General features: G+C 56.6%; 24 protein-coding genes. 9 read left to right on the forward strand and 15 right to left on the reverse strand.

The window, feature by feature from the left end:
- Positions 1-7: 7 nt before the first annotated feature.
- From LQ945_RS19945 to cecR, 4 genes are read right to left on the reverse strand one after another with little or no spacing between them, the layout of a single operon-like run.
- Positions 8-1,162: an ABC transporter permease gene (locus LQ945_RS19945; RefSeq protein WP_270101539.1), complete on the reverse strand. Its 1,155-nt coding sequence runs from the start codon at positions 1,160-1,162 to the stop codon at positions 8-10.
- Positions 1,159-2,889 carry an ATP-binding cassette domain-containing protein gene (locus LQ945_RS19950; RefSeq protein ID WP_269934362.1) on the reverse strand — a complete coding sequence of 577 codons (1,731 nt, stop codon included), beginning with the start codon at positions 2,887-2,889 and terminating at the stop codon, positions 1,159-1,161. The genes LQ945_RS19945 and LQ945_RS19950 overlap by 4 nt, the downstream gene beginning before the upstream one ends.
- Before the next feature lie 10 nt (positions 2,890-2,899).
- Positions 2,900-3,886, reverse strand: coding sequence for a secretion protein HlyD (hlyD, locus tag LQ945_RS19955; protein WP_044548984.1), 987 nt, complete (start codon positions 3,884-3,886; stop codon positions 2,900-2,902).
- 18 nt (positions 3,887-3,904) lie between these two features.
- Entirely contained in the window at positions 3,905-4,594 is a 690-nt protein-coding gene (cecR, locus tag LQ945_RS19960; protein WP_270101540.1) for a transcriptional regulator CecR, read from the reverse strand.
- 302 nt (positions 4,595-4,896) lie between these two features.
- Here cecR and rhlE point away from each other — a divergent pair, with 302 nt between their 5' ends.
- A complete protein-coding gene (rhlE, locus tag LQ945_RS19965) occupies positions 4,897-6,258 on the forward strand; it encodes an ATP-dependent RNA helicase RhlE (protein ID WP_020825734.1) in 1,362 nt (453 codons plus the stop codon).
- Between the two features lie 91 nt (positions 6,259-6,349).
- Here rhlE and LQ945_RS19970 read toward each other — a convergent pair whose 3' ends face one another.
- Positions 6,350-7,378, reverse strand: a complete 1,029-nt coding sequence (locus LQ945_RS19970) for an HlyD family secretion protein (protein ID WP_270101541.1) — start codon at positions 7,376-7,378, stop codon at positions 6,350-6,352.
- Positions 7,379-7,380: 2 nt separating this feature from the next.
- A complete protein-coding gene (locus LQ945_RS19975) occupies positions 7,381-8,985 on the reverse strand; it encodes an MFS transporter (protein WP_270101542.1) in 1,605 nt (534 codons plus the stop codon).
- A 160-nt stretch (positions 8,986-9,145) separates the two neighbouring features.
- Between LQ945_RS19975 and LQ945_RS19980 the strand changes: the two genes are divergently transcribed.
- The 4 genes from LQ945_RS19980 (at position 9,146) to dusC (ending at position 12,388) form a co-directional block, all read left to right on the forward strand.
- Positions 9,146-9,925: an IclR family transcriptional regulator gene (locus LQ945_RS19980; RefSeq protein WP_182821357.1), complete on the forward strand. Its 780-nt coding sequence runs from the start codon at positions 9,146-9,148 to the stop codon at positions 9,923-9,925.
- 12 nt (positions 9,926-9,937) lie between these two features.
- Positions 9,938-10,387, forward strand: coding sequence for a universal stress protein (locus LQ945_RS19985; RefSeq protein ID WP_270101543.1), 450 nt, complete (start codon positions 9,938-9,940; stop codon positions 10,385-10,387).
- Positions 10,388-10,412: 25 nt separating this feature from the next.
- Positions 10,413-11,372: a D-2-hydroxyacid dehydrogenase family protein gene (locus LQ945_RS19990; protein ID WP_270101544.1), complete on the forward strand. Its 960-nt coding sequence runs from the start codon at positions 10,413-10,415 to the stop codon at positions 11,370-11,372.
- A gap of 80 nt (positions 11,373-11,452) precedes the next feature.
- Positions 11,453-12,388 (forward strand): tRNA dihydrouridine(16) synthase DusC, encoded by a 936-nt coding sequence (gene dusC / locus LQ945_RS19995; RefSeq protein WP_270101545.1) that lies wholly within the window; start codon positions 11,453-11,455, stop codon positions 12,386-12,388.
- Between the two features lie 40 nt (positions 12,389-12,428).
- Here dusC and LQ945_RS20000 read toward each other — a convergent pair whose 3' ends face one another.
- The 4 genes from LQ945_RS20000 to LQ945_RS20015 form a co-directional block, all read right to left on the reverse strand.
- Positions 12,429-12,695 carry a hypothetical protein gene (locus LQ945_RS20000; RefSeq protein ID WP_182821351.1) on the reverse strand — a complete coding sequence of 89 codons (267 nt, stop codon included), beginning with the start codon at positions 12,693-12,695 and terminating at the stop codon, positions 12,429-12,431.
- Positions 12,696-13,082: 387 nt separating this feature from the next.
- On the reverse strand, positions 13,083-13,844 hold the full coding sequence (locus LQ945_RS20005) for an arylamine N-acetyltransferase family protein (RefSeq protein WP_270101546.1): 762 nt from the start codon (positions 13,842-13,844) through the stop codon (positions 13,083-13,085).
- A gap of 218 nt (positions 13,845-14,062) precedes the next feature.
- Positions 14,063-14,365 (reverse strand): LysR family transcriptional regulator, encoded by a 303-nt coding sequence (locus tag LQ945_RS20010; protein WP_269321557.1) that lies wholly within the window; start codon positions 14,363-14,365, stop codon positions 14,063-14,065.
- A gap of 17 nt (positions 14,366-14,382) precedes the next feature.
- Positions 14,383-14,634 carry a hypothetical protein gene (locus LQ945_RS20015; RefSeq protein WP_270101547.1) on the reverse strand — a complete coding sequence of 84 codons (252 nt, stop codon included), beginning with the start codon at positions 14,632-14,634 and terminating at the stop codon, positions 14,383-14,385.
- Positions 14,635-14,700: 66 nt separating this feature from the next.
- Between LQ945_RS20015 and LQ945_RS20020 the strand changes: the two genes are divergently transcribed.
- Positions 14,701-15,315, forward strand: coding sequence for an HD domain-containing protein (locus LQ945_RS20020; protein WP_262242626.1), 615 nt, complete (start codon positions 14,701-14,703; stop codon positions 15,313-15,315).
- Here the strand turns inward: LQ945_RS20020 and LQ945_RS20025 are convergent.
- Together LQ945_RS20025 and LQ945_RS20030 are read right to left on the reverse strand one after the other, a co-directional pair.
- Positions 15,276-16,328, reverse strand: a complete 1,053-nt coding sequence (locus tag LQ945_RS20025; RefSeq protein WP_270101548.1) for an NAD(P)/FAD-dependent oxidoreductase — start codon at positions 16,326-16,328, stop codon at positions 15,276-15,278. The two genes, LQ945_RS20020 and LQ945_RS20025, sit on opposite strands and share 40 nt — an antisense overlap.
- Before the next feature lie 144 nt (positions 16,329-16,472).
- Positions 16,473-17,765 carry a flippase gene (locus LQ945_RS20030; RefSeq protein ID WP_333482952.1) on the reverse strand — a complete coding sequence of 431 codons (1,293 nt, stop codon included), beginning with the start codon at positions 17,763-17,765 and terminating at the stop codon, positions 16,473-16,475.
- 154 nt (positions 17,766-17,919) lie between these two features.
- On the opposite strand from LQ945_RS20030, the gene LQ945_RS20035 reads away from it, so the two are divergent.
- A complete protein-coding gene (locus LQ945_RS20035) occupies positions 17,920-18,774 on the forward strand; it encodes an ATP-grasp fold amidoligase family protein (protein ID WP_270101550.1) in 855 nt (284 codons plus the stop codon).
- A 15-nt stretch (positions 18,775-18,789) separates the two neighbouring features.
- Here LQ945_RS20035 and LQ945_RS20040 read toward each other — a convergent pair whose 3' ends face one another.
- Positions 18,790-19,692 (reverse strand): LysR substrate-binding domain-containing protein, encoded by a 903-nt coding sequence (locus LQ945_RS20040; RefSeq protein ID WP_270101551.1) that lies wholly within the window; start codon positions 19,690-19,692, stop codon positions 18,790-18,792.
- Positions 19,693-19,804: 112 nt separating this feature from the next.
- Between LQ945_RS20040 and LQ945_RS20045 the strand changes: the two genes are divergently transcribed.
- Positions 19,805-20,584: a 2OG-Fe(II) oxygenase gene (locus LQ945_RS20045; RefSeq protein WP_270101552.1), complete on the forward strand. Its 780-nt coding sequence runs from the start codon at positions 19,805-19,807 to the stop codon at positions 20,582-20,584.
- A 152-nt stretch (positions 20,585-20,736) separates the two neighbouring features.
- Here LQ945_RS20045 and ansP read toward each other — a convergent pair whose 3' ends face one another.
- Positions 20,737-22,200: an L-asparagine permease gene (gene ansP, locus LQ945_RS20050; protein ID WP_270101553.1), complete on the reverse strand. Its 1,464-nt coding sequence runs from the start codon at positions 22,198-22,200 to the stop codon at positions 20,737-20,739.
- 448 nt (positions 22,201-22,648) lie between these two features.
- Positions 22,649-23,086, reverse strand: a complete 438-nt coding sequence (locus LQ945_RS20055; RefSeq protein ID WP_262242607.1) for a PACE efflux transporter — start codon at positions 23,084-23,086, stop codon at positions 22,649-22,651.
- A gap of 126 nt (positions 23,087-23,212) precedes the next feature.
- Between LQ945_RS20055 and LQ945_RS20060 the strand changes: the two genes are divergently transcribed.
- Positions 23,213-24,106 (forward strand): LysR family transcriptional regulator, encoded by an 894-nt coding sequence (locus LQ945_RS20060; protein ID WP_182821336.1) that lies wholly within the window; start codon positions 23,213-23,215, stop codon positions 24,104-24,106.
- Positions 24,107-24,169: the final 63 nt, after the last annotated feature.

Below are 24,169 nucleotides of genomic sequence, written 5' to 3' on the forward strand. Positions count from 1 at the left end.
TTTCCCCTTAATCCAGCCGCCGCTGGGTTTTCCAGGCCGTCAGGCCGATAAACACCACCGCAGAAGCGATCAGGAACAGCAGGTTAATCATCAACACCGTGCCGACGTTGCCCGCCAGGAACAGCGTTTGCAACGTGCTGACGAAGTAACGCGCCGGAATGATATAAGTGACGGCGCGTACGATGGCCGGCATGCTGTCGATCTGGAAGATAAAGCCGGACAGCATAATCGACGGCAGAAAGGCGGCGTTCAGCGCCACCATCGCCGCGTTAAACTGGTTGCGGGTAATGGTGGAAATCAGCAGCCCCATGCCGAGCGTACTGGCGAGGAACAGGCTGCTGATGACGAACAGAATCAGCAGCGAACCGCGATAGGGCACCCCGAGCACCCACACAGAAACCACCATGCACAGCAGCATGGCGATCATGCCAAGGAAGTAATAGGGCACCAGTTTGGACAACAGCAGTTCGGCCCGTGTCACCTGCGTGGAAAGCAGCGCTTCCATGGTGCCGCGCTCCCATTCGCGGGCGATTACCAACGAGGTGAGGATGGCGCCGATTACCGTCATGATAATGGTGATTGCGCCGGGAATGATGTAATGCCGGCTGATGGCCGCCGGGTTGAACCAATAGCGCATCTGCACGTCGATCAGGGGTTTTTCTTCGTGCCCGCTGTCGGTGGCGCGCTGTTGTTGCCAGATTTGCCACACGCCCTGGGTATAGCCCTGAACGAAGTTGGCGGTATTGGGCTCACTGCCGTCGGTAATGATTTGCAAGGGGGCGTTGTCGTGCGGCCGTGCCATGCGTTGGGCAAAATCATTGGGGATCACCACCAGCCCGCGAATGCGCCCGGCTTGCATCAGCTGGATCAGCTGCTGGCGATTGTCGCTGATGGTGGGCTCGATGTAAGGCGAACCGGTAAAAGCGTTAGCCAGATCGCGCGACTCTTCGCTTTGTTGTTCCATCAAAATCCCCAGCCGCAGCTTGCTGGAATCCAGGTTGATGCCGTAGCCGAAAATAAACAGCAGCATCAGCGGAATGACGAAGGCGATCAGCCCGCTGCTCGGATCGCGCATAATTTGCCGCGTCTCTTTCAGGCACAGCGCGCGTAGCCGCCGCCAGGAGAAACCGCTGTCGTCGGCACTGGCCGTTTCGCTATTCATGCTTTTTCCTCCTGATCATAACCCTGCACCAGTTCGATAAACGCTTGCTCCATCGACGGATTGGGGTTCTCGCTGCTGGCCACCTGATGCTTGAGATCGTCCGGGGTCCCGGCGGCGATGATTTTTCCGCGATACACCAACCCGATGCGATCGCAATATTCCGCCTCGTCCATAAAGTGGGTGGTAACCATGACGGTGACGCCCTTGTCCACCATGCCGTTGATGTGCAGCCAGAATTCACGGCGGGTGAGGGGATCGACACCGGAGGTGGGTTCATCGAGAAATAGGATATCCGGCTCGTGCATCAGCGCGCAGGCCAGCGCCAGCCGCTGTTTGAAGCCGAGCGGCAGCGAATCTGGCGTCTGGTTGATGATGGGGTCGAAGTTGAAGGCGCTGGACATCTCACTGATTTTTTCGCGCTGCGCTTTGCCGCTCAGGCCGTACACGCCGGAGAAAAATTTCAGGTTTTGCGCCACCGTCAGGTTGCCGTACAGCGAGAATTTCTGCGCCATATAGCCCAAATGTTGGCGCGCCTTGCCGGAGCTGGTTTTCAGATCCATCCCCAGCACCAACGCCTTGCCTTCGGTTGGCACCAACAGCCCGCACATCATTTTGAAAGTGGTGGACTTACCGGCCCCGTTGGGGCCCAGCAGGCCAAAAATCTCGCCGCGCTGCACTTTAAAATCCACGTGGTCGGTGGCGGCAAAGTCGCCGAATTTCTTCGTCAGTCCCTGCGCTTCGATCACGGTTTCAGTGCTTTCCCCTGCGACGGTTGGCATGATTTCCGCCAGTGCCGACTTGCTGTTCGGTCCGCCGCCGAGCAGATCGATAAACGCATCTTCAAAGCGCGGTTCCGCTTCGCTCAGTTCGGCGTCCGGCAGATCCAGCGCCTGCAACACCTGCCGGTGATCTTCGCCTTCTTTCAGGATCAGGCGCAGGTATTTGCCCTGGATCACGCCGTCGGTGACCGCAGGCAGGCAGATCGCCCGTTGTAACAGAGCACGGTGGCTGCCGGCAGGCGGCGCGATCAGTACCGTGCGCCCGGCCATGCGCTGGGTGAGATCTTTAGGTGCGCCGCTGAACAACAGTTCTCCTTCATTGAGCAGCAACACTTCGCGGCACTGTTCCGCTTCGTCCAGATAGGAGGTGCTCCACAGGATCAGCATGCCGTCGTTGGCCAGCTCATGCACCATACGCCACAGCTCGCGGCGCGAGATCGGATCGACGCCGACGCCGGGTTCATCCAGCAGCAGCACCTGTGGCTGCCCGACCAGCGTGCACGCCAATCCGAGCTTCTGTTTCATGCCGCCCGACAGCTTGCCCGCCAGTCGGGTGGTGAAGCGGGTGAGATCGGTAAATGTCAGCAGCCGATCGAAAGTCTGTTTACGCAGATCGCCGGTGACGCCGCGCAGATCGGCATACAGCGTCAGGTTCTCCATCACCGTCAGATCTTCGTACAGGCCAAATTTTTGCGGCATATAGCCGAGGATCGCGTGCAACTGGCGATCCTGAGCGATCGGATCCAGCCCGGCGACGCGCAACCTGCCGCTGCTGGGCTTGAGCAAACCCGCCAGCATGCGCAGCAGGGTGGTTTTTCCGGCGCCGTCCGGGCCAACCAGTCCGGTCACCGCGCCGCTGGTCAGCCGGGTAGTCAGGCTGGCGACCGCCGGTTTTTGCAGCGACGGAAAACGTTTCTCCAGCGCTTCCAGCTCAATCACCTGTTCCATCACCGTCCCCTCAAGGTTTGGCAAAGTGAACGGTAACCGGCATCCCCTGGCGCAGCGCGTCATCGGCATCGGTGACGATCACCCGCAAGCGGTACACCAGATCGGTTCGCAGGTCCGGGGTTTCGACGCTTTTCGGCGTGAATTCAGCGGTCGGAGACACAAAGCCAATTTTGCCGTGATAGGGCTTGTCAGGCCGGCTGTCGGTATAAATTTCCAGTTCGGTGCCCGGCGTTGCTTTACCCAGGTTGGCTTCATTCACATAGGCGCGTACCCAGACCGGACGGGTCAGCGACAGGGTAAACACCGTGCCGCCGGCGTTGAGCATGGTGCCTGGCTCGACGGCCCGCGTCAGCACGGTGCCGGCCGACGGCGAAACCAGGGTGGTGTCGTGTAAATTAAGCTGTGCCTGAGCCAGTGCGGCTTCGCTCTGCGCCAGATTGGCTTTGGCTTCTTCGATCTCCTGCGGGCGGTTGCCTTTCAGGTATTGCGCCAGCTTGTCCTTTGACGCCTGCAGGTTGGCCTGCGCCTGATTGCGTGCGGTACGGGCATCTTCCAGCGCATCGGCAGAAGTGGCGTTTTTCGCCCACAGCCCTTGCTGACGTTTCAGGTAGCTGTCGGCGTAGCTGAACGCAGACAGACGCTGAGCCATTTCCGAACGTACCTGGGCGATTTCCTCGGTGCGGTAACCAGCCAGCAGCAGCGCCAGTTTGGCTTTGGCGCTGCCGACGTTGGCCTGTGCCTGCTGCAGGGCGTTGATGTAAGGTGCGTCGTCCAGTTTCCCGAGCAATTGCCCCGGCTGAAGGGCATCGCCTTCATCCACCGTCAGCGACGCCAGCCGCCCATCGACGCGGAAGCCCAAATTCACCGTGCGGATATCCACGTTGCCGTACAGCGTCAGCGGTTTGTCCTGCTGCTGCTGGTAATACCAAACCCCGTAAACGGCCGCGGCGATCAGCACAATAACCGCCACAATAAGGGCACTGCGTTTCTTGTTCATAACACTCCCTGCCTGAATTTACGCGCCATAGCGTTGGCGCAGCCCATTAACCAGAATCTCGATATGTTCAGCCAGCACCTCGCTGATTTGTTCCGCCTCGGCTGCGCCGATCTGCTGCCACCCGGCCTGACGGCGAACGGTTTCCCGCGCCACGCGAAACGACAGCACTTCGCCGATCAGCGCGTGGGTATGCAACACAATTTTGGTCGAATGCGCATCCAGGCCGGTGTAGGCCGCCAGCAGGCGACAAAGCTTGTCATGCAGCGGTGCTACTACCTGCTGGTGGATCAGCGGGTAGGCATCGGTGGGGGAAAGCTGCTCGCGTGACATGATTTTGCTCAGGTTCAGCGTCTGCGGTTGCGTCATCAGATCGCTGAACGCCAGCAGGCCGCGTTTCAAGTGGTCGAGGTAGCACTCCGGCGGGCGTTCGGCGGCCGGCAGCTGCCAGAAAAGGTCTATCTCTTCGGCCAGGGGGCGAAACGCCTGCTGGATAAAATCGGCAATCCACTGCGCAACGGCCAGATACAGGCCTTCTTTGGAATTGAAGTAGTAGGTGATGGCGGCGATGTTGTGCCCGGCGCGCTGGGCGATATCGCGGGTGGTCGCACCCTGAATGCCATATTCGCCGAACATCTCGATGGCGGCGGCGATCAGCTGCTGTCGCGCCTGCTCACCCCGTGCCCGGCTGGCGGTCTGATTATTTGGCATTGACGGCACTCGCTAAAGTTAATCAATCATATGATTAACTTTATGCCAGCTTGGGTAAAATGCAACCAGTAGGCATCGTTTATTTAAGGTTATTTTTTCGGACTAGGCTGAATTCTCGGCATATTGTGCTTTGAGCCAGTAAAATTGCGTTTTCTTGTTCGAGTTCTGCTACAATCCCCCGCTTGGTGCACTGCAGTTTGTGCCAATCCCTCGTGGTCATGCTTAATGTCCCGTCTGATAATCCTCCCAGGAAACTGCACCGAACACTGTTAGGTTAGGGGGGATCTGGAGTTTTTCTCTTTATGTCATTTGAAACCCTCGGCTTAAGTGCTGAAATTCTGCGCGCTGTTGAAGAACAGGGCTATCGCGAACCTACGCCAATTCAGCGCCAGGCTATTCCTGTCGTATTGGAAGGTCGTGACCTGATGGCCAGCGCCCAGACCGGTACCGGTAAAACCGCTGGCTTTACCCTGCCGCTGTTGCAGCTGCTGAGTAAGCATGACCATCCGGTCAAAGGCCGTCGTCCGGTACGCGCGTTGATCCTGACGCCAACCCGTGAGCTGGCAGCGCAGATCGGCGAAAACGTCGAAGCCTACAGCAAATACCTGCGCCTGCGTTCGCTGGTGGTATTTGGCGGTGTGAGCATCAATCCGCAGATGATGAAACTGCGCGGCGGCGTCGATATTCTGGTGGCAACACCGGGTCGCCTGCTGGATCTGGAACACCAACGAGCCGTTGACCTGTCCAAAGTTGAAATTCTGGTGCTGGACGAAGCCGACCGCATGCTGGATATGGGCTTTATCCATGATATCCGTCGCGTGCTGGCCAAGCTGCCTGCCAAGCGTCAGAACCTGCTGTTCTCTGCGACCTTCTCCGACGATATCAAGGGGCTGGCCAACAAACTGTTGCACAACCCGGCATCGGTTGAAGTGGCGCGCCGCAATACCGCGTCCGAGCAGATCGAACAAAGCGTGCACTTCGTCGACAAGAAGCGTAAGCGGGAATTGCTGTCCCAGATGATCGGTGAAGGCGACTGGAAGCAGGTGCTGGTGTTCAACCGCACCAAGCACGGCGCTAACCATCTGGCCGAACAGCTGAACAAAGACGGCATCACGGCCGCTGCGATCCACGGCAATAAAAGCCAGGGGGCTCGTACCCGTGCGCTGGCCGATTTTAAAGACGGCAAAATTCGCGTCTTGGTTGCTACCGACATCGCGGCACGCGGTCTGGACATCGACCAGTTGCCACACGTGGTGAACTACGAGCTGCCTAACGTACCGGAAGATTACGTTCACCGTATCGGCCGTACCGGCCGTGCAGAACGTACCGGTGAGGCTATCTCGCTGGTGTGCGTGGATGAACACAAGCTGCTGCGCGATATCGAACGCCTGCTCAAGCGTGAAATTCCACGTATCGCATTGCCAGGCTACGAGCCGGATCCAAGCATCAAGGCGGAGCCGATCATCAATGGCCGTCAGGGTGGTGGACGTGGTGCGCCGCGCGGCAATGGCGGTGGTCAACGCGCCGGTAACGGCGGCGGCCAGCGCAGTGGCAACGGTGGCCAGCGTGAAAACCGCGGTGGCGGCAGCGCCCGTCCGCAGGGTGATGGCAAACCGCGTTCAGGCGCGCCTTCGCGTCGTCCGCGCAGCCGTCCTGCCGAGTAAGCCGACACCTGCTGATAAAAAAGCCACCGTTTACGGTGGCTTTTTTTATGCGAAATCGAGTAGGGCAGTATAAAACAAACGCGACAAAGGCTCAGCGCATTTCGAGTTCCGGCACCACCGACATACCGACGCGCAACCGTGCCAGGTCCGATTGGTTCGGCTCCAGCAGGATCTTCACCGGCAGGCGTTGCACCACTTTGGTGTAGTTGCCGGTTGCGTTATCGGCGCTGATGGCGGCAAAGGTAGCGCCGGTGGCAGGCGCTATGCTGTCGACATGACCGCGTAGCGTTACGCCGGGCAGCGCATCTACGCGGATCGATACCGGCTGGCCGGCAGAGACATTGGCCAACTGGGTTTCCAGGAAGTTGGCGACGACATAGCTCTGCTGCAGCGGCACTACCGCCAGCAACCTCGTACCGGCAGAGACCCAGGCCCCTTCGCGCACGGCGCGCTGGCCTACGGTGCCGGCAATGGGCGCGACGATTTGGGTATAGGAAAGATTCAGGCGGGCCTGGTCAACGCTGGCCTGTGAGGCGGCAATGTCAGCTTCGGCCTGTTTTCTGCTGGCCTGCAATACGCCGACTTCTTTGCGTGCAGAGACCACGGCAGCCTGATTTTGCTTCAGCTGTGCCGCGGCGGTTTGCATTGCGGAGGCGGATTTTTGCTGCTCATCTGCGGTAGCGGTACCGGTTTTTAGCAGCCGGCGATAGCGGTCGGCATTCTGCCCTGCGTAATTGAGCGTGGCCTGGCTGGCGCTGACGCCGGCTTCCTGCTGGGCAATATTGGCCTGCTGTTGTTCCAGCTGTGCCTGAATATTGGCCAGCTTGGCCTGGCTAATTTGCAGATTGGCCTCTGCGGTTTCCAACGCGACGCGATAATCCCGGTCGTCGATCGTGGCCAACACTTCGCCGGGATTAACCTGTTGGTTATCGGTCACGTTGACGCTGCGGATATAGCCGGAAACCTTGGGAGCCACCAGTGTGTAATCGGCTGTCACCACCGCGTCGTCGGTACGAAAATGGTGGCGGTTAAGCGATGAATAAATAAAGAAAGCGATAGCCAACAGGATGACCAGCAGCAGCGCCAGAGTTAAGGTTCGTTTTGCAGGAGTAAAGCTCATGGTTATGATCCTGATGTTTTTGGAACTAAAGGTAAAAGTGTTTGCGGCGGGTAGACGCGCGTCGGCAACCAGACGGTCAGCAGCACCAACAGCAGTGCACAGCAAATGATCAGCAGATAGGCGTCACTGATGCTGAGGATCACCGACTGATGTTTTACCAGCGTCGAAAAATGCCCGAGGTTTTCCGCTGAACTGACCGAGCCGTCCGGCAACAGCGGCATGGCACCGCTGGCCTGTTCTGCATTCTCTGCGGTCATCAGCCAGGGGTGATTGCCTAGTCGGTTCACCAACACCTGGGAGTGAAATTTTTCCCGATGACTCATGAAATTTTCGACCAGACTGCCCGCCGCCACGCTTGAAAAACCGCGCACTGTGTTAAACATCGCCGAAGCGAAGGGGCCTTCCGGTGCCAGCACCGTGCTGGTGGAGGTCAGCAGAACCGATAAAATCATCATCGGTTGGCCAAATGCCTGCATGATTTGCAGCAACCAGAAATTTTGCCGTGCCCAATCGTCGGTTAACTGCATACCAAGCAGACAAGAACCCATGATCAGTGCGGCACCGGCGGTCAGCATCCAACGGCTATCAATCCACCGCAGATTCAGCAGGGCGGCGATAAACGGCGCTATCAGCAACTGCGGCAAGCCGATGGCCAGCGCCAGCGGCGCAAATTGAGCGGTGCGGAACCCGCCCACCTGCGAGAAGTAGAAAGATGGCAATAACGAGCCGGAAAGCGCCAATATCAGCACGCCTGCCAGCGTCAGCAAGCTGTAAGAAAGGTTGATTCGCTGCAGCATTTGCAGTTTGAACAAGGGTAACGGATGAAACCACTCGTTAATCAAAAACGTCACCAGCAGCGCGACAGAGACCGGCAGCATCAGGCAGATCAGCGGTGAATTAAACCAATCGAGTCGCTCTCCCTGAGTCAACGACAAAATCAACAGCGCAATACCACTGCACCCGGTCAGCATGCCGAACAGATCCATCTGGCGTAAACGTTCCAGACGCAATGGATCCTGCGGTAATCCCCAGCCAATCAGCAGCATGGCGACGAAACACGGTGGGATAGCCTGCCAGAAGACAAACTGCCAGCCCAGGTTATCCGTCCACAGTGCCGCCAACGGCGCCGCCACGTTGGGGCCAAAGGTGGCGGTGAGCGCGTAGGCGGCCAAGCCGAAAAGTTTGATGCCCGGCGGCAAGAAACGCAGCGCGACCGTCATCAGCAGCGGCGGCAGGGCACCGCCAAACAGGCCTTGAACGATTCGTAGCGCAATAAACAGCGTAGGGTCAGAGATCAAGGGCTGGAGTACGCCGATCGCAGCAAATCCGCTGACCATCACCAGAGCAAAACGTCGCAGTGAGAAAGTCACCGCAAACCAGGGAGCAACCATCATGGCGGCCACCTCTGCCGCCTGGTAGGACGAGGTGATCCAACTGCCTTGGTCATAACCGATGCCGATGGCTGCGCGAATATCTGCCAGCGCCAGATCGCTTACCCGATCGTTCAACCCTGAGGTCAGGGCAGCAATCAGCACCCCTACCAGGCCTAAGGCCAGGCGCAAGGTAAAAGGGTGCGGTGCGATGGCAGGCGCAGGCTGAACATTCATAGCGTAACTCCGGAAACGAAACTAACGATTCACTGTATTGCATGATGGTACAATGTGATGCATGCTACATTGTGGTTCGCTGTATTGCAATGCGGTACATCGTGCCTGAGGGTATAAAAAAATGTTACAGTGTGGGCAAAAAGTCAGGGAGAGAACCTCAATGTCTGAACCTACAACCTGTTGTGATGACGAAAAGACTGGTGGTATTCAGGTCATCACTCGCGCGGCGAAAATCCTCGATGCGTTGGGTGAAAAACCGAACGGCATGAGCCTGGGAGAAATCGCCGCGGTGGTCGATCTGCCGCGTTCTACCGTGCAGCGCATTGTCAATGCGTTGGATTCTGTGCAACTGGTGCGAGGAGGCGCTGGCGGCGTGCGCCTGGGACCGTCGTTATTGCGACTGATTGCCAGCGTACATACTGAAATGGTAGCGATTGCCACCCCCTGGCTGCAGGCATTGAGTGACGCCACCGGCGAGACGGTTTCTCTGGGGCGAGCCAGCGGTTTGCAGTTGGCTGTCGTGCACTACATCGTGGCGGATCGGGAACTGCGCGTAGTGCCGCGTATCGGCATGAATCTGCCTCTCTACAGCACCTCCGGCGGGCGCGCGCTGCTGGCGCTGAACAGTGATGATGCGGCGCGGGATTTGCTGGGTGAAGCCTATAAGGCGGTGACTGACCTGACCGTACGTGATTTTCCGGGATTGATGGAACGCCTGGCCGAAATACGCCGCACCGGCCTGTCCTACGACAGGGAAGAAACGCTGGAAGGCATATCCACCATGGCGGTGGCTATCGACACCATTCTCGGGCGCTTCTCCATCAGCCTGTTAGTGCCCAGCAGCCGCTTAATCAAGAACGAAGCTCGCTATCGCGAGGAGATCCTCAAATGCAAAGAAGCGCTGATCGATGAGATTGGCAAAGGCGCATCGCGAGATTAATGGGAGAAGATAATGAAGACGCTGTTGGTCGCGATTGATAACTCTGCCACCGCTCGCAAAGTTATTGCACTGGCGGTGGAACAGGGGTTGGCCCAACGGGCGGCGGTAGTGGTGCTATGCTGTGTGGATCTCAGCTATTCCACGACGGGCCCTTATGACATTACCTTGGGCGAAGACCCGGCGGATTTTGGCTGCGCGCAGGATGAGGAAAGCGCAGCGGCGGCCGTAGTGCGCCAGGCGCTGAGCGAACTGAAGGATGCCGGCGTCAGCGCGCGGGGGCGGGTGGTGGCCGGGGAGCCGGCGGAAACCATCGTGGCTCAGGCTAAGGAGCTGAATGCCGCCATGATCATTATGGGCCGCAGGCATCTTTCCCCCTTTAACCGTTTGTTGAGAGGCTCACACAGCGCTTTGGTGATTGAAAACGCCGACTGCCCGGTGTTGATCGACGTACGCGCTGATTGACCGCCTCTGCTTTTCGGAGCCGAAGATGAAACTGAAGTGTGCAATTCTGGATGATTATCAGCAGGTGGCGCTTGGCATGGCGGACTGGTCGGCTATTGCCGATCGGGTCGAGGTATCCGCCATGAGCCAGCATTTTACCGACGAAGCGGAGTTGGCCGTGCACCTGCAGGATTGCGACATTCTGGTGATCATGCGTGAGCGTACGCCAATCACGGCGTCGCTGTTGGTGCGTTTGCCTAAGTTGAAGCTGGTGATCACCTCGGGTATGCGCAATGCCTCTGTCGATCTGGCAGCGGCAACGCAACGTGGCGTTGTGGTCTGCGGCACCGCCAGCGGGTCGGCGGCGCCGATGGAGCTGACCTGGGCGCTGCTGCTTGGGCTGGCGAAGCATATCGTGCCGGAAAACGCCGGATTGCGTAATAACGGCCCCTGGCAGCAGACGCTGGGCGTGACGCTGCAGGGAAAAAACCTGGGGCTGTTGGGCCTGGGCAAGATTGGCAGCCAGATGGCGGTGGTAGCGCAGGCATTTGGCATGCGTGTGGTGGCCTGGAGCCAAAATCTGACGGCGGAAAAAGCCGCGCAGCAGGGGGTGATTCTGGCGGAGTCTAAACAGGCGCTGTTTGAACAAAGCGACTTTGTTTCCATTCATCTGGTGCTGAGTGAGCGCAGCCGTGGGCTGGTCGGGCAGCAGGAACTGCAGGCGATGAAAAATAGCGCTTACCTGATCAACACCTCACGTGCAGCCATTGTTGACCGCAGCGCATTGATTGACGCCTTGCAGAACCAGCGGATTGCCGGGGCCGGGTTGGATGTGTTCGAAGTCGAGCCTCTGCCGCTCGACGATATCTTCCGCCGTTTGCCCAATGTGCTGGCGACGCCGCATCTGGGCTACGTGGCGGATGATAACTACGGCATTTATTTCCGCGAAGCGATCGAAGACATCGTGGCGTTTCTCGCCGATGAACCGATACGCCGTTTGAACTAGCCGGCTTTTATTCCCCTGGACGCTTGTCTGATGCGGGTGTTCGCCCGTATCATTGCGCGTCATTTTTAGCAGGGGTAATCATGCGCGTATTATTGGCTCCGATGGAGGGCGTTCTCGATTCTTTGGTGCGTGAGTTACTCACCGAAGTGAACGACTACGACCTGTGCATCACCGAATTCCTGCGCGTGGTCGATCAGCTGTTACCCGCCAAGTCTTTCTATCGTCTGTGCCCCGAACTGCATCATGCCAGCCGCACGCCGTCCGGTACCCTGGTGCGTATCCAATTGCTGGGCCAATATCCGCAGTGGCTGGCGGAAAACGCCGCCCGTGCGGTTGAACTCGGGTCCTACGGCGTCGATCTCAACTGTGGCTGCCCGTCCAAGCTGGTCAACGGCAGCGGCGGTGGCGCGACGCTGTTGAAAGATCCGGAGCTGATTTATCAGGGGGCCAAAGCGATGCGTGCGGCGGTGCCGGATCATCTGCCGGTCACGGTAAAAGTTCGGTTAGGTTGGGACAGCGACAGCCGCAGTTTCGAAATTGCCGATGCGGTCCAACAGGCGGGCGCCACCGAACTGGCGGTGCATGGCCGTACCAAAGAGGACGGCTACAAGGCGGAACGCATCAACTGGGCGGCGATTGGCGAGATCCGCCAACGCCTGAGCATACCGGTGATCGCCAACGGCGAAATCTGGGACTGGCAAAGTGCGCAAGATTGCCTGCAAACTACCGGCTGTGACGCGGTGATGCTGGGGCGCGGCGCGCTTAACGTGCCGAACCTGAGCCGGGTGGTGAAGTATAACGAACCGCGCATGCCCTGGCCGCAGGTGGTACAACTGCTGCAAAAATACGTTCATCTGGAAAAGCAGGGCGATACCGGCCTTTATCACGTGGCGCGTATCAAACAGTGGCTGGGTTATTTGCGTAAGGAATATGACGAGGCGACCCAGCTGTTCGGCGAAGTGCGCACCTTGAATAATTCAAAAGATATCGCTCGGGTAATTTGCCGCTCGGAATAATAAAAACCCGCCTAAAGCGGGTTAACGTAAATTCGTATTATCAGGTCTCGCTGTCGAGACGATTTATTTCTATCTCGATATCCTGAATGGTTGTTTCCAACCCTTCAAGGCAGGCGCCCTGTTTATTCAACAAGTCACCAATGGCCCCGGCGAATTCCTTATGTTTATATTCGCCCTGATCGAAAGCCAGCCATTGCGCAGACAGCGTCTCGGTATTGGATTGTGCATAGTGTCTCATTTCCTTCAGCTGAGAAACCACATCACGTAAATTATCAATCTGCGTTTTGCTGTTTTCATTGTCACTCATGCATAGCTCCTTGGGGTACGTCGTTTAAATAATTGCGACTGCCAGATAAAGACTACCCTATCTGGCGCAATATATCAGTGCCATGAGCTATCATGGATGTTTTTTGTGGGATATATACCGTTAAAATCGCTTTATAAACAAAATAATATGCCAATTGTAAAATTTTATAAATTGTCATTATTAAATCGGTTTTATTGGCGTTAATTAAATTGTCAATAGTCTGTTTCTTATACTTGGCTGGTGACGGAAGGATGTAAATATTTAATTGGTGCGGAGATAAAAAATAGGGGAAATATTCCCCTGTTGAAAGTGGCGTTATTTCCCTGCCGGCGGCTTAGCCCTTCTTATACTGCCGCTATCGGGCCAGAGCATAGCTAATCCAGAGTGTCAGTTGTCCAGATCGATAGCAAAGTAGCGCATCAGCGCTTCGCGGCGTTCTTGTTCCGAATGCAGCGTTGACTCCCGGCGGTGGTGATCTTCGGTGATAATCAGCTTGTTTTCGCTGATCGTCACGCGGCCATTTTCTGTTGCGTGGGAGCACACTAGCTTTTGGGTGAAGTGTGACTGCGGCGAGGTGCTGTGATATTCGCACATGTCGGCAAACTCGCTGAGCTCGCGTTTTTGCAGCGTAAAACGGTACAGGGTTTTGGCATGCGAACGGTTGTCGCCATTGCGGCGTTCCAGATAGTAGATTTCGCCTTCCTGTTCCAGATGGAAAGTACCGGTGGTTTGCGGCTGTTGTTCGGTGGTGGTTATCTTTAAGGGCGTCAGGAAGGAATCACCAAACCCCACGTCCACCAGATACGGTTGATCCAGCTCTACCATCAGCGCCATGTGATCAAAGGGTGCGCCAAAGCTGCCGTCGCGGGCGCGGATCTCGCCGGAAATAAAATGCACCTTGAAACCGATATCTTTCAGCAGCAGGGCAAACAGCCGGTTCAGCTCATAGCAAAAACCGCCGCGGTTGCGTTCGACAATTTTATTGAATAGCGCCTGTTCTTCCAGATAAATGCCCTGATGGTAAATAATGCTCAGGTTCTCAAAGGGAACCCTCAGCATATGGCCACGGTGTAATTGTTGCAGCGTCAGGAGGTCTGGTTGGGGGATGCCTGCGAATCCAATATGTTGCAGGTAGCGTTGTCTATCCACGGTTTGTCTCGCAGCAAAAAATTTGATTATAAAATAGAGGGATTTTTCGCCCCTGTGGGAGCAATAAGTGCTGTGTCAGAACGCCGCTGGTTTACCGGCCGCCTGCAGCAGGCGGCTGTTGGCATCCAGCCCCAGCGCAACATCGGGATCGGCACGGCGCAGTGCCGGCAAGCTTGTGGCCAACCAATGAGTGGCGATCCCCAGGGGGCAAGTCAGTTTTAGCCTTTGCTGTTGTCCGGCCGGGCGCGATCGCTGGCTTTTTGCAGCAGCGTCAATGCGCGGGTAACGTCGGTCGCCAGCCGTTTTCCCGTCTCGTTGAGGGTTACCGCATTGCCCTTGCGGTGAAACAGCTCCACGCCCAATTCGTTCTCCAGGTGACGTATCTGACGGCTGACGGCCCCCAGCGTCACGTTCAACGCTTCCGCGGCTTCGGTAAAACTGGCGCAGCGCGCTGCGACCTCGAAGGTATGCAAGGCTTTCAGCGACGGCAGGCGAGGTTGAGCGTTCAGCTTGAGTTTCATTCAACCATATTGCCAATCTATCGATGTTCCACAAGTGAAATTTTGCTTACTTTTGAGACGAAAATCTGACGGGAGCATCGAGTGGATATCGTGATGGGGCTGACCGCCGCGCTGTGCTGGGGCGGAACGGATTTTTTAACTGACATCAACGCCCGCCCGGTGCGGGTGCGCAGGGGGGTATTTTTTTCACAGGCGATCGGGTTGGTGATTTTCAGCGCATGGCCGTTGGCGAAGGTGGTGGCGCTGTGTTTAAAATCGGCATAACTCATAACCAAACGAACTCTTTACCTCGGACGAGAGTCGTTAAAATGAGGCCATTCAGATAAGGAATCTCTATGGACTTAATGCAAAAGGCCCGGCGGTTTGCCACTGAGGCCCATCAGTCATGCAATCAGACACGCAAGTTTACCGGTGAACCTTATATCATCCATCCGGCTGCAGTGGTGGCTCTGCTGCAGCAGGCGGATCCTACGCCGGAAATGATCGCGGCCGCTTGGCTGCACGACACGGTGGAAGATACCCCGGTGACGCTGGCAGAAATTCGCCGCGAGTTCGGCCCGACGGTCGAAGGTTATGTGGAGATGTTGACGGACGTGCAAACCCGCAGCTACGGTGGCGAGCGCATACACCGCAAAAACGCCAATCTTCGCCACAGTGCGTTGGCCTGCCCACAGGCGCAGACCATCAAACTGTGCGACTTGATCGACAACAGCAAAAACATTGCCGATTACGACATCTCATTTGCCCGGCAGTATCTGGTGGAAATGGCGCGCCTGCTGTGTGTACTGGGGGAGGGCGATGCCGGCTTGCTGGCAATGGCCAGCCGTCAGTGTGACGCCGCCGTGGCGTTGATTAACCGGCTCGGCGACGATGAGGGCTGGTTCAGCGACCTATGGCGGCAATACGAGGATCATTTTAGTTTGGGATTGCTGAAGCGAGCGGGTCGATAACTCGCGGGGATTTCGCTGCTGTTCCCACCGATCAGCTCTTCACTGACCATCCTTCCCACCGTGGCGGCACAGGTGACCGCCGGGTGCATCACCGTCACGTAAAGCCCGGTGACGCTCCCGATGAACCCTATAACCGGGCAGCCATCCTGCGGTACCGGCCTTTGTCCCACGGACTGGCTGAGCAGGCGTGCGGATCCCGTTCCTTTCAGTCGGCGGGTGATTGCCGTCAGGGCATCGGAAGCTATCTCGTCAATGCCGCCCGTTGCCGGGTAATCTTCGGCGGCCAGAATATCGCCGTTGCGGGCATGGCGAACCTCCATATCATCCCCTGACAGCAGAGTGTTGATGGCGCGATCCGGTGTGCCATAGCGCAACAGAATTGCCGGTGAGGCTGAAATAGGAAGCGAGATTTCCATGGCGCTTAGCAAGGGAGAAATACCCGTCCCGCAGGCCAGCACGACACAGTCCGCGTTGAATGTACCCTGCGGGGTTTCAACGCCGGTAATGGCGTTGCCTTCACGGGTGAATCCAAGGACTGGCGTCTGAGTTTTTAATACGGCCCCGAGGTCGCAGGCTTTCTCCAGCAGGACACGGGTGGCATCGATAGGGTCAACGGCACCGTCCTGCTTTGCGAAGTATGCTCGCGGAGGCGGGGTATTCAGCGCCGGTTCTAGCCGGGCGATATCGGCTTGTTCAAGCATTTTTTCCTTGGCCTGACTTGCCAATGTGTCAGCGTCGTAACTCAGCGCGCCGGCCCAATGCAGCCAAAGTTCCGGGACTTCTTTTTCCAGCCGGTGCCAGTCGGCCACGGATGCGCGGCGGAGCAGCACGTCTGGCGCATCCTCGCTCACCGTGCTGTGGATCCAGCCAAAAGAGCTGCCGGTGGCGCCTGAAGCCGGGTGGTTTTGATCAAGCACGGTAACCTTCACCCCGCGGTTGGCCAGGTGATAAGCGATTGACGCGCCAACAATGCCTGCGCCCACAATAATAATATGCCTGTCAGGGAGACCCATATCGACTTTCTTCCTCGCATGTACCGGGCGCAAACTATCCCATAAATTGACCCTGTCAGGCAGATAAATGTGCGGCTGGATTGTCGAGCTGATGACGCCCCTCACAGGAGCGCCTTGGCAGTGGGCCGAGGCCTTACCCCCTATTCAACCGGCGTGCTGGGGGCGTCTGAGGTAGGTCCAGGGGTTCAGAGAACGCAGGTGCATTTGCAATACCGCGCCACGGCGGAAGAAGTAGTTAAGCAGGGTCAGTGACAACAGCTCGGTCAGCAGGGTGCTGTAAGCGGCACCCATCATGCCGTACTGGCGGATCAGACAGTACGACAGCGGGATGTTGATGATAAATACCAGGAACATTTTCTTCGACAGGAAGCCATAGCCGGAGAACAGCACAATGTATTTGTAGGCTACGGTGCCCAACGCGGAAAGAAGAGTAGAGATCGCCAAGACACCCATAGCCGGATAAGCCGCTAAATATTGCTCCCCGTACAGCAACACGATGACCGGTTTGCCGAGCAAAACGATACCGGCCACGATGGCGGCGGCGATGACCAGCACCAGCCCATTCAGTTTGGCGGCGGTGCGCATTGCGTCATCGCGATGGTAGGCGAAGATTTTGGCGAAAAACGAAGTGATCACAGCGTCGGTAACAAACATCCAGGCGGTCGCCAGGGTGATGGCAACCGAGTAAATGCCCAGCGCTTGCGCCGAGACGAACCACATCAGGAACAGCTGCGCCAGCCGGGTGTAGATGGCGATCGAAACATTGGAAACCGCCAGTGGCAGGCCGCTGGCGAGCAAATAGCGCACATATTTACGCCGCACGCGCTTGGGTGCGACAAAACGCGGATAACGACGGTGGTAAATATGGTGGCGGATCAGGTAAGGGATCAAGTAAACCATCACGATTGGGATCGCCAGGAAATACAGGTGCAGATCGAGATAAACAATCAGATAACGCACCAGCAGCGCGCTGCCCAACCCAGCGACGTTGGCCAGCGTATTGAAGCGTGATTCCAGCCGGGCGTCGTGATAAATGGTGAACACGTCTCTGAGCGAGAAGAAGCTGGCGATAAAGGTGGCAGCGCAAAAATAAAAGGTAATGAAATCTTCACGCAGCCCGGTGTAAATCAGTATTGCCGCAGAGAGCAGCACAAAGCAGCTTTGTCGCAGCCGGTTGGTGGAAAACATCAGGGCGGTTCCGGAGCCTGGGTTGCGGCTGATCCGCTTGAACAGCACGGTATCGGAGCCCAGCAGCGCCAGGGTTTGGGTAATGGCGAAAATAGCGGTAGCAAAGGTGATCTTGCCAAAGCTTTCCGGGCCGATATATTTCGCCATATAGGCGGTAATGAAAATAACCCCCAGAATAGACACCATTTTTTCGGATATCATCCAAAAAGCATTTCTCACAATATTGATATCTATGAATTTTAATTTCATTGGTACTTTCCCTGTAGCCTCTAATAATAGGAATCGTCCGATTATTTCCTTACCCACTGTAAGGGATGCCCCGTAGGGTTTTATAATTGAGCTGCAATAATCGGAATGTGAGAAGCATTCCTGCGTATGCTATGTTCATGGAAGAAAGAGAAGAATGAGAAAACTCGCAAAACGACTCCATCGGGCCGCGCCCGATTTTATCTATTACCAAGTCAGCCATTATCTCGTCCACGGCTCTTGGGTCAGCTTCAAAAACCCGAAAACATTTTCAGAGAAGATTTATCAGCGCATGCGCTACCCGCATAATAATTTCAGTATGTTAGCGGATAAGGTGGCGGTCAGAGAGTATATTTCCCAGCGGGTTTCAGATAAATACCTAACGCCAATTATCATGACCACCGATAACTTTACCGAACAGGACTATCTGGCCTTGCCACAATCATTTGTTATCAAAACAAATAATGCATCGCAGCAGGTTAAAATAGTCAAGGATAAAGGCAAGGTTACCCATCATGATATTGCGAAGATTCTTAGTGAGTGGTCTGAAATAACCTATTGGAAAAGATTCCGAGAAAAACACTACGCTAATATTCCGCAGAAAATTATCGTTGAGGAGCTGCTGGATATTGAATGTGATGGTGAGCTGATTGATTACAAGGTGCATGTCTTTAACGGCAAACAGTCTTATTTGTTCGTGGAGCTGTTGCGTGGCGGGCCTGAACCGACTTCGCTGGAGTTTTTGGACCAACACGCGCACCACTGCTTTTTCACCCAAGCGGACATTCCACAGATCAATACGCTGAACGAGAAACCGGCGTTTTGGGATGAAATGATCCAGGTCGCGAAAGCGGTCTCGGCGGATCTGGATTATTGCCGCGTCGATTTTTATCTCACCCGCGATAAAATCTACATTGGTGAACTGACGCTCACACCCGGCGCAGGCAACGAAGTTTATCTGCCGCGTGCGACGAATCTGCTGCTGGGCGAGATGATGTCCAAAACCTGGTAAACATTGCGACGGCGCTTACCGCGCGCTGTCCGCCGGTGCGATGCTTTGCAACCACGCCAGAAACTCGGCGGCTTTGGGTTTGTCCAGCGTGCGTTGCGGGTAGACCACATAGTAGGGCTTGCTCAGTGGTAGCGTCGGTTCTGCCAGCGGCACCAGGGTTCCCTGAGCCAGTTCACGCTGGATCAGCTGCTGCTGGCCGAGCAAAACGCCGTGGCCCTCAACCGCGGCGTCAATCGCCAGCGAAGTCAGATTATAAGTCAGGCCGCGCCGCTGCGGCGGCGGCAATCCGGCAGCGCTGAACCACTCATGCCAGCCGGGCAGAAACTGGCTCTCCTTCCCCCAATCCACCTGAATCAGCGGCTGTTGAGTCCAGTCGCCGATCCTCTGTAACTGTGGGCTGCAAACCGGCTGCACGCTATCCTGAAACAGCCGCACCTTTTCCAACAATGGGTAGTCCTGATCGCCAAAGCACAGGGCAAAATCCGCCGTTGACCCGGCGAAATCGACCTCGGCGTGGGTGGCGTGCAGGCGGATATCCGTCTGCGGATGCTGATTCAGCCACTTGCCGATGGCCGGGTTCAGCCATTTTGACGCCAGGGCCGGCAAGGCAAAAATCGTCAATGCCTCTTGGCCCCGTTGGCGATCGACATGCTGCTGCGCCACGCGCAGCGTTTCGAAGGCCTGCTGCACGTAAGCCAGATAGTCCGACCCCTGCTCGGTCAGCGTAACGCCGCTCTTGGCGCGAATGAACAGCACAATGCCCAGATGCTGCTCGAGCTGGCGGATCTGCTGGCTGACGGCGGCGGCGGTCAGCGCCAGGCTGTCTGCCGCTCTGGCCAGGCTGCCGGTACGGGCGGCGGTTTCAAACGCCAGAATGGCGCTCAGTTTGGGCAGGCGGCTGCGGGAAGGTGCGTTCATGGCGGCTATCGCTAAGAATTGGTTAGCTCATCCTTAACGCATTTTTGTTATTACGGCAATCTGACATTCGCTACAGTGGGGTTCTTCGGCCTTTACGCCCCAGGAGCTCATCATGCAGCAACTTGCTCATATCATTGATTTATCCGCTAACCCGATTGGTGATGCAGCCTTTCAGGCCCGTTGCAGGGCTACGCTGGACAGGGCGGGGGCACTGGTGCTGCCGGGCTTTTTGACCGCCGCAGCGCTGGCGACGGTGCGTTTGGAGGGGGCAGAGCACAGCCCTGCGGCGTTTTATGCCGCCAGCAAGCACAATGTCTATCTGAAACCGCAGGACGACGCCTTGCCGTCCGATCACCCACGCAACCGGCTGGTGGTTTCTTCCAAGGGGTGTATTACCGACGAGGATATTCCGGTGCAGTCGCCGCTGCGAACGTTGTACGATGCGCAATCCTTCCGCGATTTTCTCTGTGCGGTACTGCAAGAACAGCAGTTATACCCTTACGCCGATCGGCTGTCTTCAATCAATCTGCACTATGCTCATCGCGGGCAGGAGCTGGGCTGGCATTTTGACAATTCGTCGTTTGCCATCACGCTGCTGATCCAGAAACCTCAGGCCGGTGGGCAATTCGAGTACGTGGAAAACCTGCGGGATGCCGATCGCGGGGAGATGAATTACGCTGGCGTATCGCAGGTATTGGACGGCGAACGGGCGGTTAAGACCTTGGCGATCGAAGAAGGGGATTTGGTGCTGTTCCGGGGACGCAATGCCATGCACCGTGTCACGCCAACCGAAGGCGATACCACCCGCATGCTGGTGGTGCTGGCCTACAATGCCCAGCCGGATATCGCGCTGTCAGAGAGTGCCAGAATGACCTTTTACGGCCGACTCTAAGAATAAAAAATTCAGATGGCTGACAAGCCCGCATGAGGGCTCAACCGGTAGGGGTCGTACCCATGTTCGACCCGATTTAACCTATTGATTATGCGGTAGGGCGCGGCATGCCGCGCCCCTACTACGAAACAACAGAGCACTTTGTTAACGGCTTAATGGTGGGCTTCTTCGTGAGCTTGCTGTTCCAGCTTCACTTCCTGGGCCCGCTTGCGCAGGCCGAACCAGCCCAGTGTCAGCAGTACCGCCAGCACCGGAATGGTGGCGATGGTCCAGGTGCCGTTCGGGTAGTCGAACGCCATCATGATGACGACCGCCAGCAGGAACGCCAGCGTCAGCCAAGAGGTGAAGGGCGCGCCGGGCATTCTGAAGGAAACCGGTTGGGCGCGGCCTTCCCGCACGGCTTTGCGCAGACGCATCTGGCACACGATGATAAACGCCCAGGAGGCGATAATGCCCAGCGAGGCGATGTTCAGCACGATCTCAAACACCCGCGAAGGCACCAGATAGTTCAGCAAAACGCCAATCACATAGATGCCGCAGGTCACCAGGATCCCGGCATAGGGCACCTGCTGGCTGCTCATATTAGCCATGAATTTCGGTGCTGAACCGCCCATCGACAGCGAACGCAGGATACGGCCGGTGGAGTACAGCCCGGAGTTGAGGCTGGAGAGTGCGGCGGTCAATACCACGATGTTCATGATGGTGCCGATATAAGGCACGCCGAGCTTGCTGAAGAAGGTGACGAACGGGCTTTGACCTGCCTGGTAGGCGTTCCACGGCAGCAGCAGTACCAGCAGCACTACCGAGCCGACGTAGAACAGGCCAATGCGCCAAATCACGCTGTTGATGGCCTTTGGCATCATTTTGGCCGGATCCTTGCACTCGCCGGCGGCGGTACCGATCAGCTCAATCCCGGCGAAGGCGAAGATAACGCCTTGCACTAACACCAGTGCGGGCAGCAGGCCGTGCGGGAACATGCCGCCGTTTTCGGTGATCAGGTGCAGACCGGTGGTGTTGCCGGCTACCGGGGTGCCGGTGCCGAGGAACACCACCCCCACCACCAGGAACAACGCGATGGCGACCACTTTGATCAGGGCGAACCAGAACTCCATTTCGGCGAACCACTTCACGCCGATCATGTTCATGGTGGCAACCACTCCGAGGGCGCAGAGCGCGAACAGCCATTGCGGGACGTCGGCGAAGGTGCCCCAGTAGTGCATGTACAGCGCCACTGCGGTGATGTCGACGATGCCGGTCATCGCCCAGTTGAGGAAATACATCCATCCGGCGACGTATGAAGCTTTCTCGCCGAGAAATTCACGGGCGTAAGACACGAAGCTGCCGCTGGAGGGGCGGTGCAGCACCAATTCACCCAAGGCGCGCAGAATGAAGAAAGAGAAAATGCCGCACACCAGATACACCAGCGCCAGCGCCGGGCCGGCCAATTCCAGACGGCCCCCGGTACCGAGGAACAAGCCGGTACCGATTGAGCCGCCGATAGCGATCATCTGTATTTGCCGGTTGCCCATGCTCTTGTGATAACCGGATTCATGGGAGTCTAACCATCGTCTTCTGGCTGCGTGTTTGTCATGCGCAGACTTTTTATTTGATTGCATTATCCATCCTGTTTACCTGTCTATGGAGTTACCCTGCTCTGGCTTCAGAGCAAACGATTGCTATGGACAATCGTTATGAGAATGAGGTCATGGCATCATTCTGCTGTTTATTGTGTATACAAGCCGCCACGAAATAACGGCGAAGCATGCTACCTTTTCTCAGTAAATGTGGCAAAAAATCCTGCGCATAAATTGTGAACAAGCGTGTTTATTTTTTGTTCTAAATATAAAAGAATATATTATTCAATAAGATGATTGAATTTATCAAGACGGAAATATCGAGGAATAAAAAGTGATTAAAATCACAGAATAATAATTACCGTGCAAACTACAGGGAATTTTCGTTATTTATTCGTGATGTGAAAGAAGGGGATAATAAGGTGCTCCCAACCTGCGGTGATATTGTCCGCAGGCGGGAGAAAATCAACAGAGCCTCTCGGGTGGTTTTTTAGGCTGATTCTCCGGCCGGCAGCGCTGAAGTCGGCAGACCGAATACCTTGTCGAACACCCAGTTAAACACAAAGGTGTAGCACGGGATAATCACGATCAGCGCCATATCCAGCAGCAGCGCTTGCCACAGCGTAATCCCCATCCACCAGGCAATCAGCGGGATCAGGTAAACCACCAACGTCAATTGAAAACCGATGGCATGCAGAATGCGGCGTTTAAGCGTACGGCCACGTGAAGCCTGGCGACTTTCCCACAGCTCGAACAGCGAGTTGTAGATGAAGTTCCAGCTGACGGCGATAGTGGTAATGATCACCGCCAGCGGCCCGGTGCTGCTGGGGGCACTGCCGGAAAGCAGCGCCAGCCCGAGCGCCGAGATCGCCATGCCGATAATTTCATAGGCGGTGACATACACCAGTTTGCGTTTAACGCCTTGCATTACTCATCTCCTGACTGATTTCCTGGCTTTGTGGTCGGGTGACCTTTTGCCGTCTGGCGGGTAAGATAACGTCAATCACATTGATAGAAAAAGTCAGGAGCTATCAGATATGTTGATAGATAACGCATGAATTTTTCCAGCGACAACATTGAGCTGTTTCTGGCGGTGCTGGATCGCGGTTCATTTTCCGCCGCGGCTCGTTCACTGCGGCGCGTACCTTCGGCGGTCAGCATGGGGATCGCCAACATGGAGGCGGAACTGGGGTTTCAGCTGTTTGACCGTTCGCACCGTGAGCCGGTGCCGACCCCGTTGGCATTGGCGCTGGCGCCCCATGCACGACTGATAGCCGACCAGCTTAAACAGTTGCAGAACCACGCTATCGAACTGTCGCAAGGGCTGGAGAGCACCTTGTCGATTGGCGTTGCCTCGGACATCAACAGCAGCGGCCTGCTGACGGCGGTCAATACGCTGGCGGAGCGCTATCCGCTGCTGAATATCGAAGTGTTGACCGCCCCGCAGGATGACGTGGTGCATATGCTGCATCAAGAGCGAGTCGACGTTTGCTTGGCGTTTGGCGGGCTTAACATCAACAGCCAGGAACAGTTTCACTTCGTCGGCGCGGAATCGCTGGTTGCCATGCTTTCGCCACGGCACCCGGCGTTGCAGGGGGCACCGGATGAGCTGTTTCTCGAGGATTTGGTCAACGTGCGGCAAATTATGGTGGCCAGCCGTGATTTGCCAATCGCCGATCTGCGGCCACGCGTGGCGGAATCTTACTGGCGCACCGACAGCCTGCCGATGGCGCTGAACATGGTGGAGGCCGGTTTGGGCTGGGGCAATTTCCCCCTGTCGCTGACCGCACCGCTGTTAGCGCAGGAGCGGCTGATCCGTCTGAAATTCAAAAACACCAAAAACGAACTGCGATTGCCGATGCACCTGATCTGGCTGAAAAGCCGGCCGCTGGATAAGGCTGCCCGTGAACTGGTGGCCCTGATGCGCGACGCATCGCAGGCAGAATAATCCCTGCTGCCGATTGCTTTAGCTTTCAACGCTGCGCTACTTTGAGTAAGGGGATCTAAAGGG

The sequence above is a fragment of the Serratia liquefaciens genome, from assembly GCF_027594825.1.
Lineage (GTDB): Bacteria > Pseudomonadota > Gammaproteobacteria > Enterobacterales > Enterobacteriaceae > Serratia > Serratia liquefaciens_A.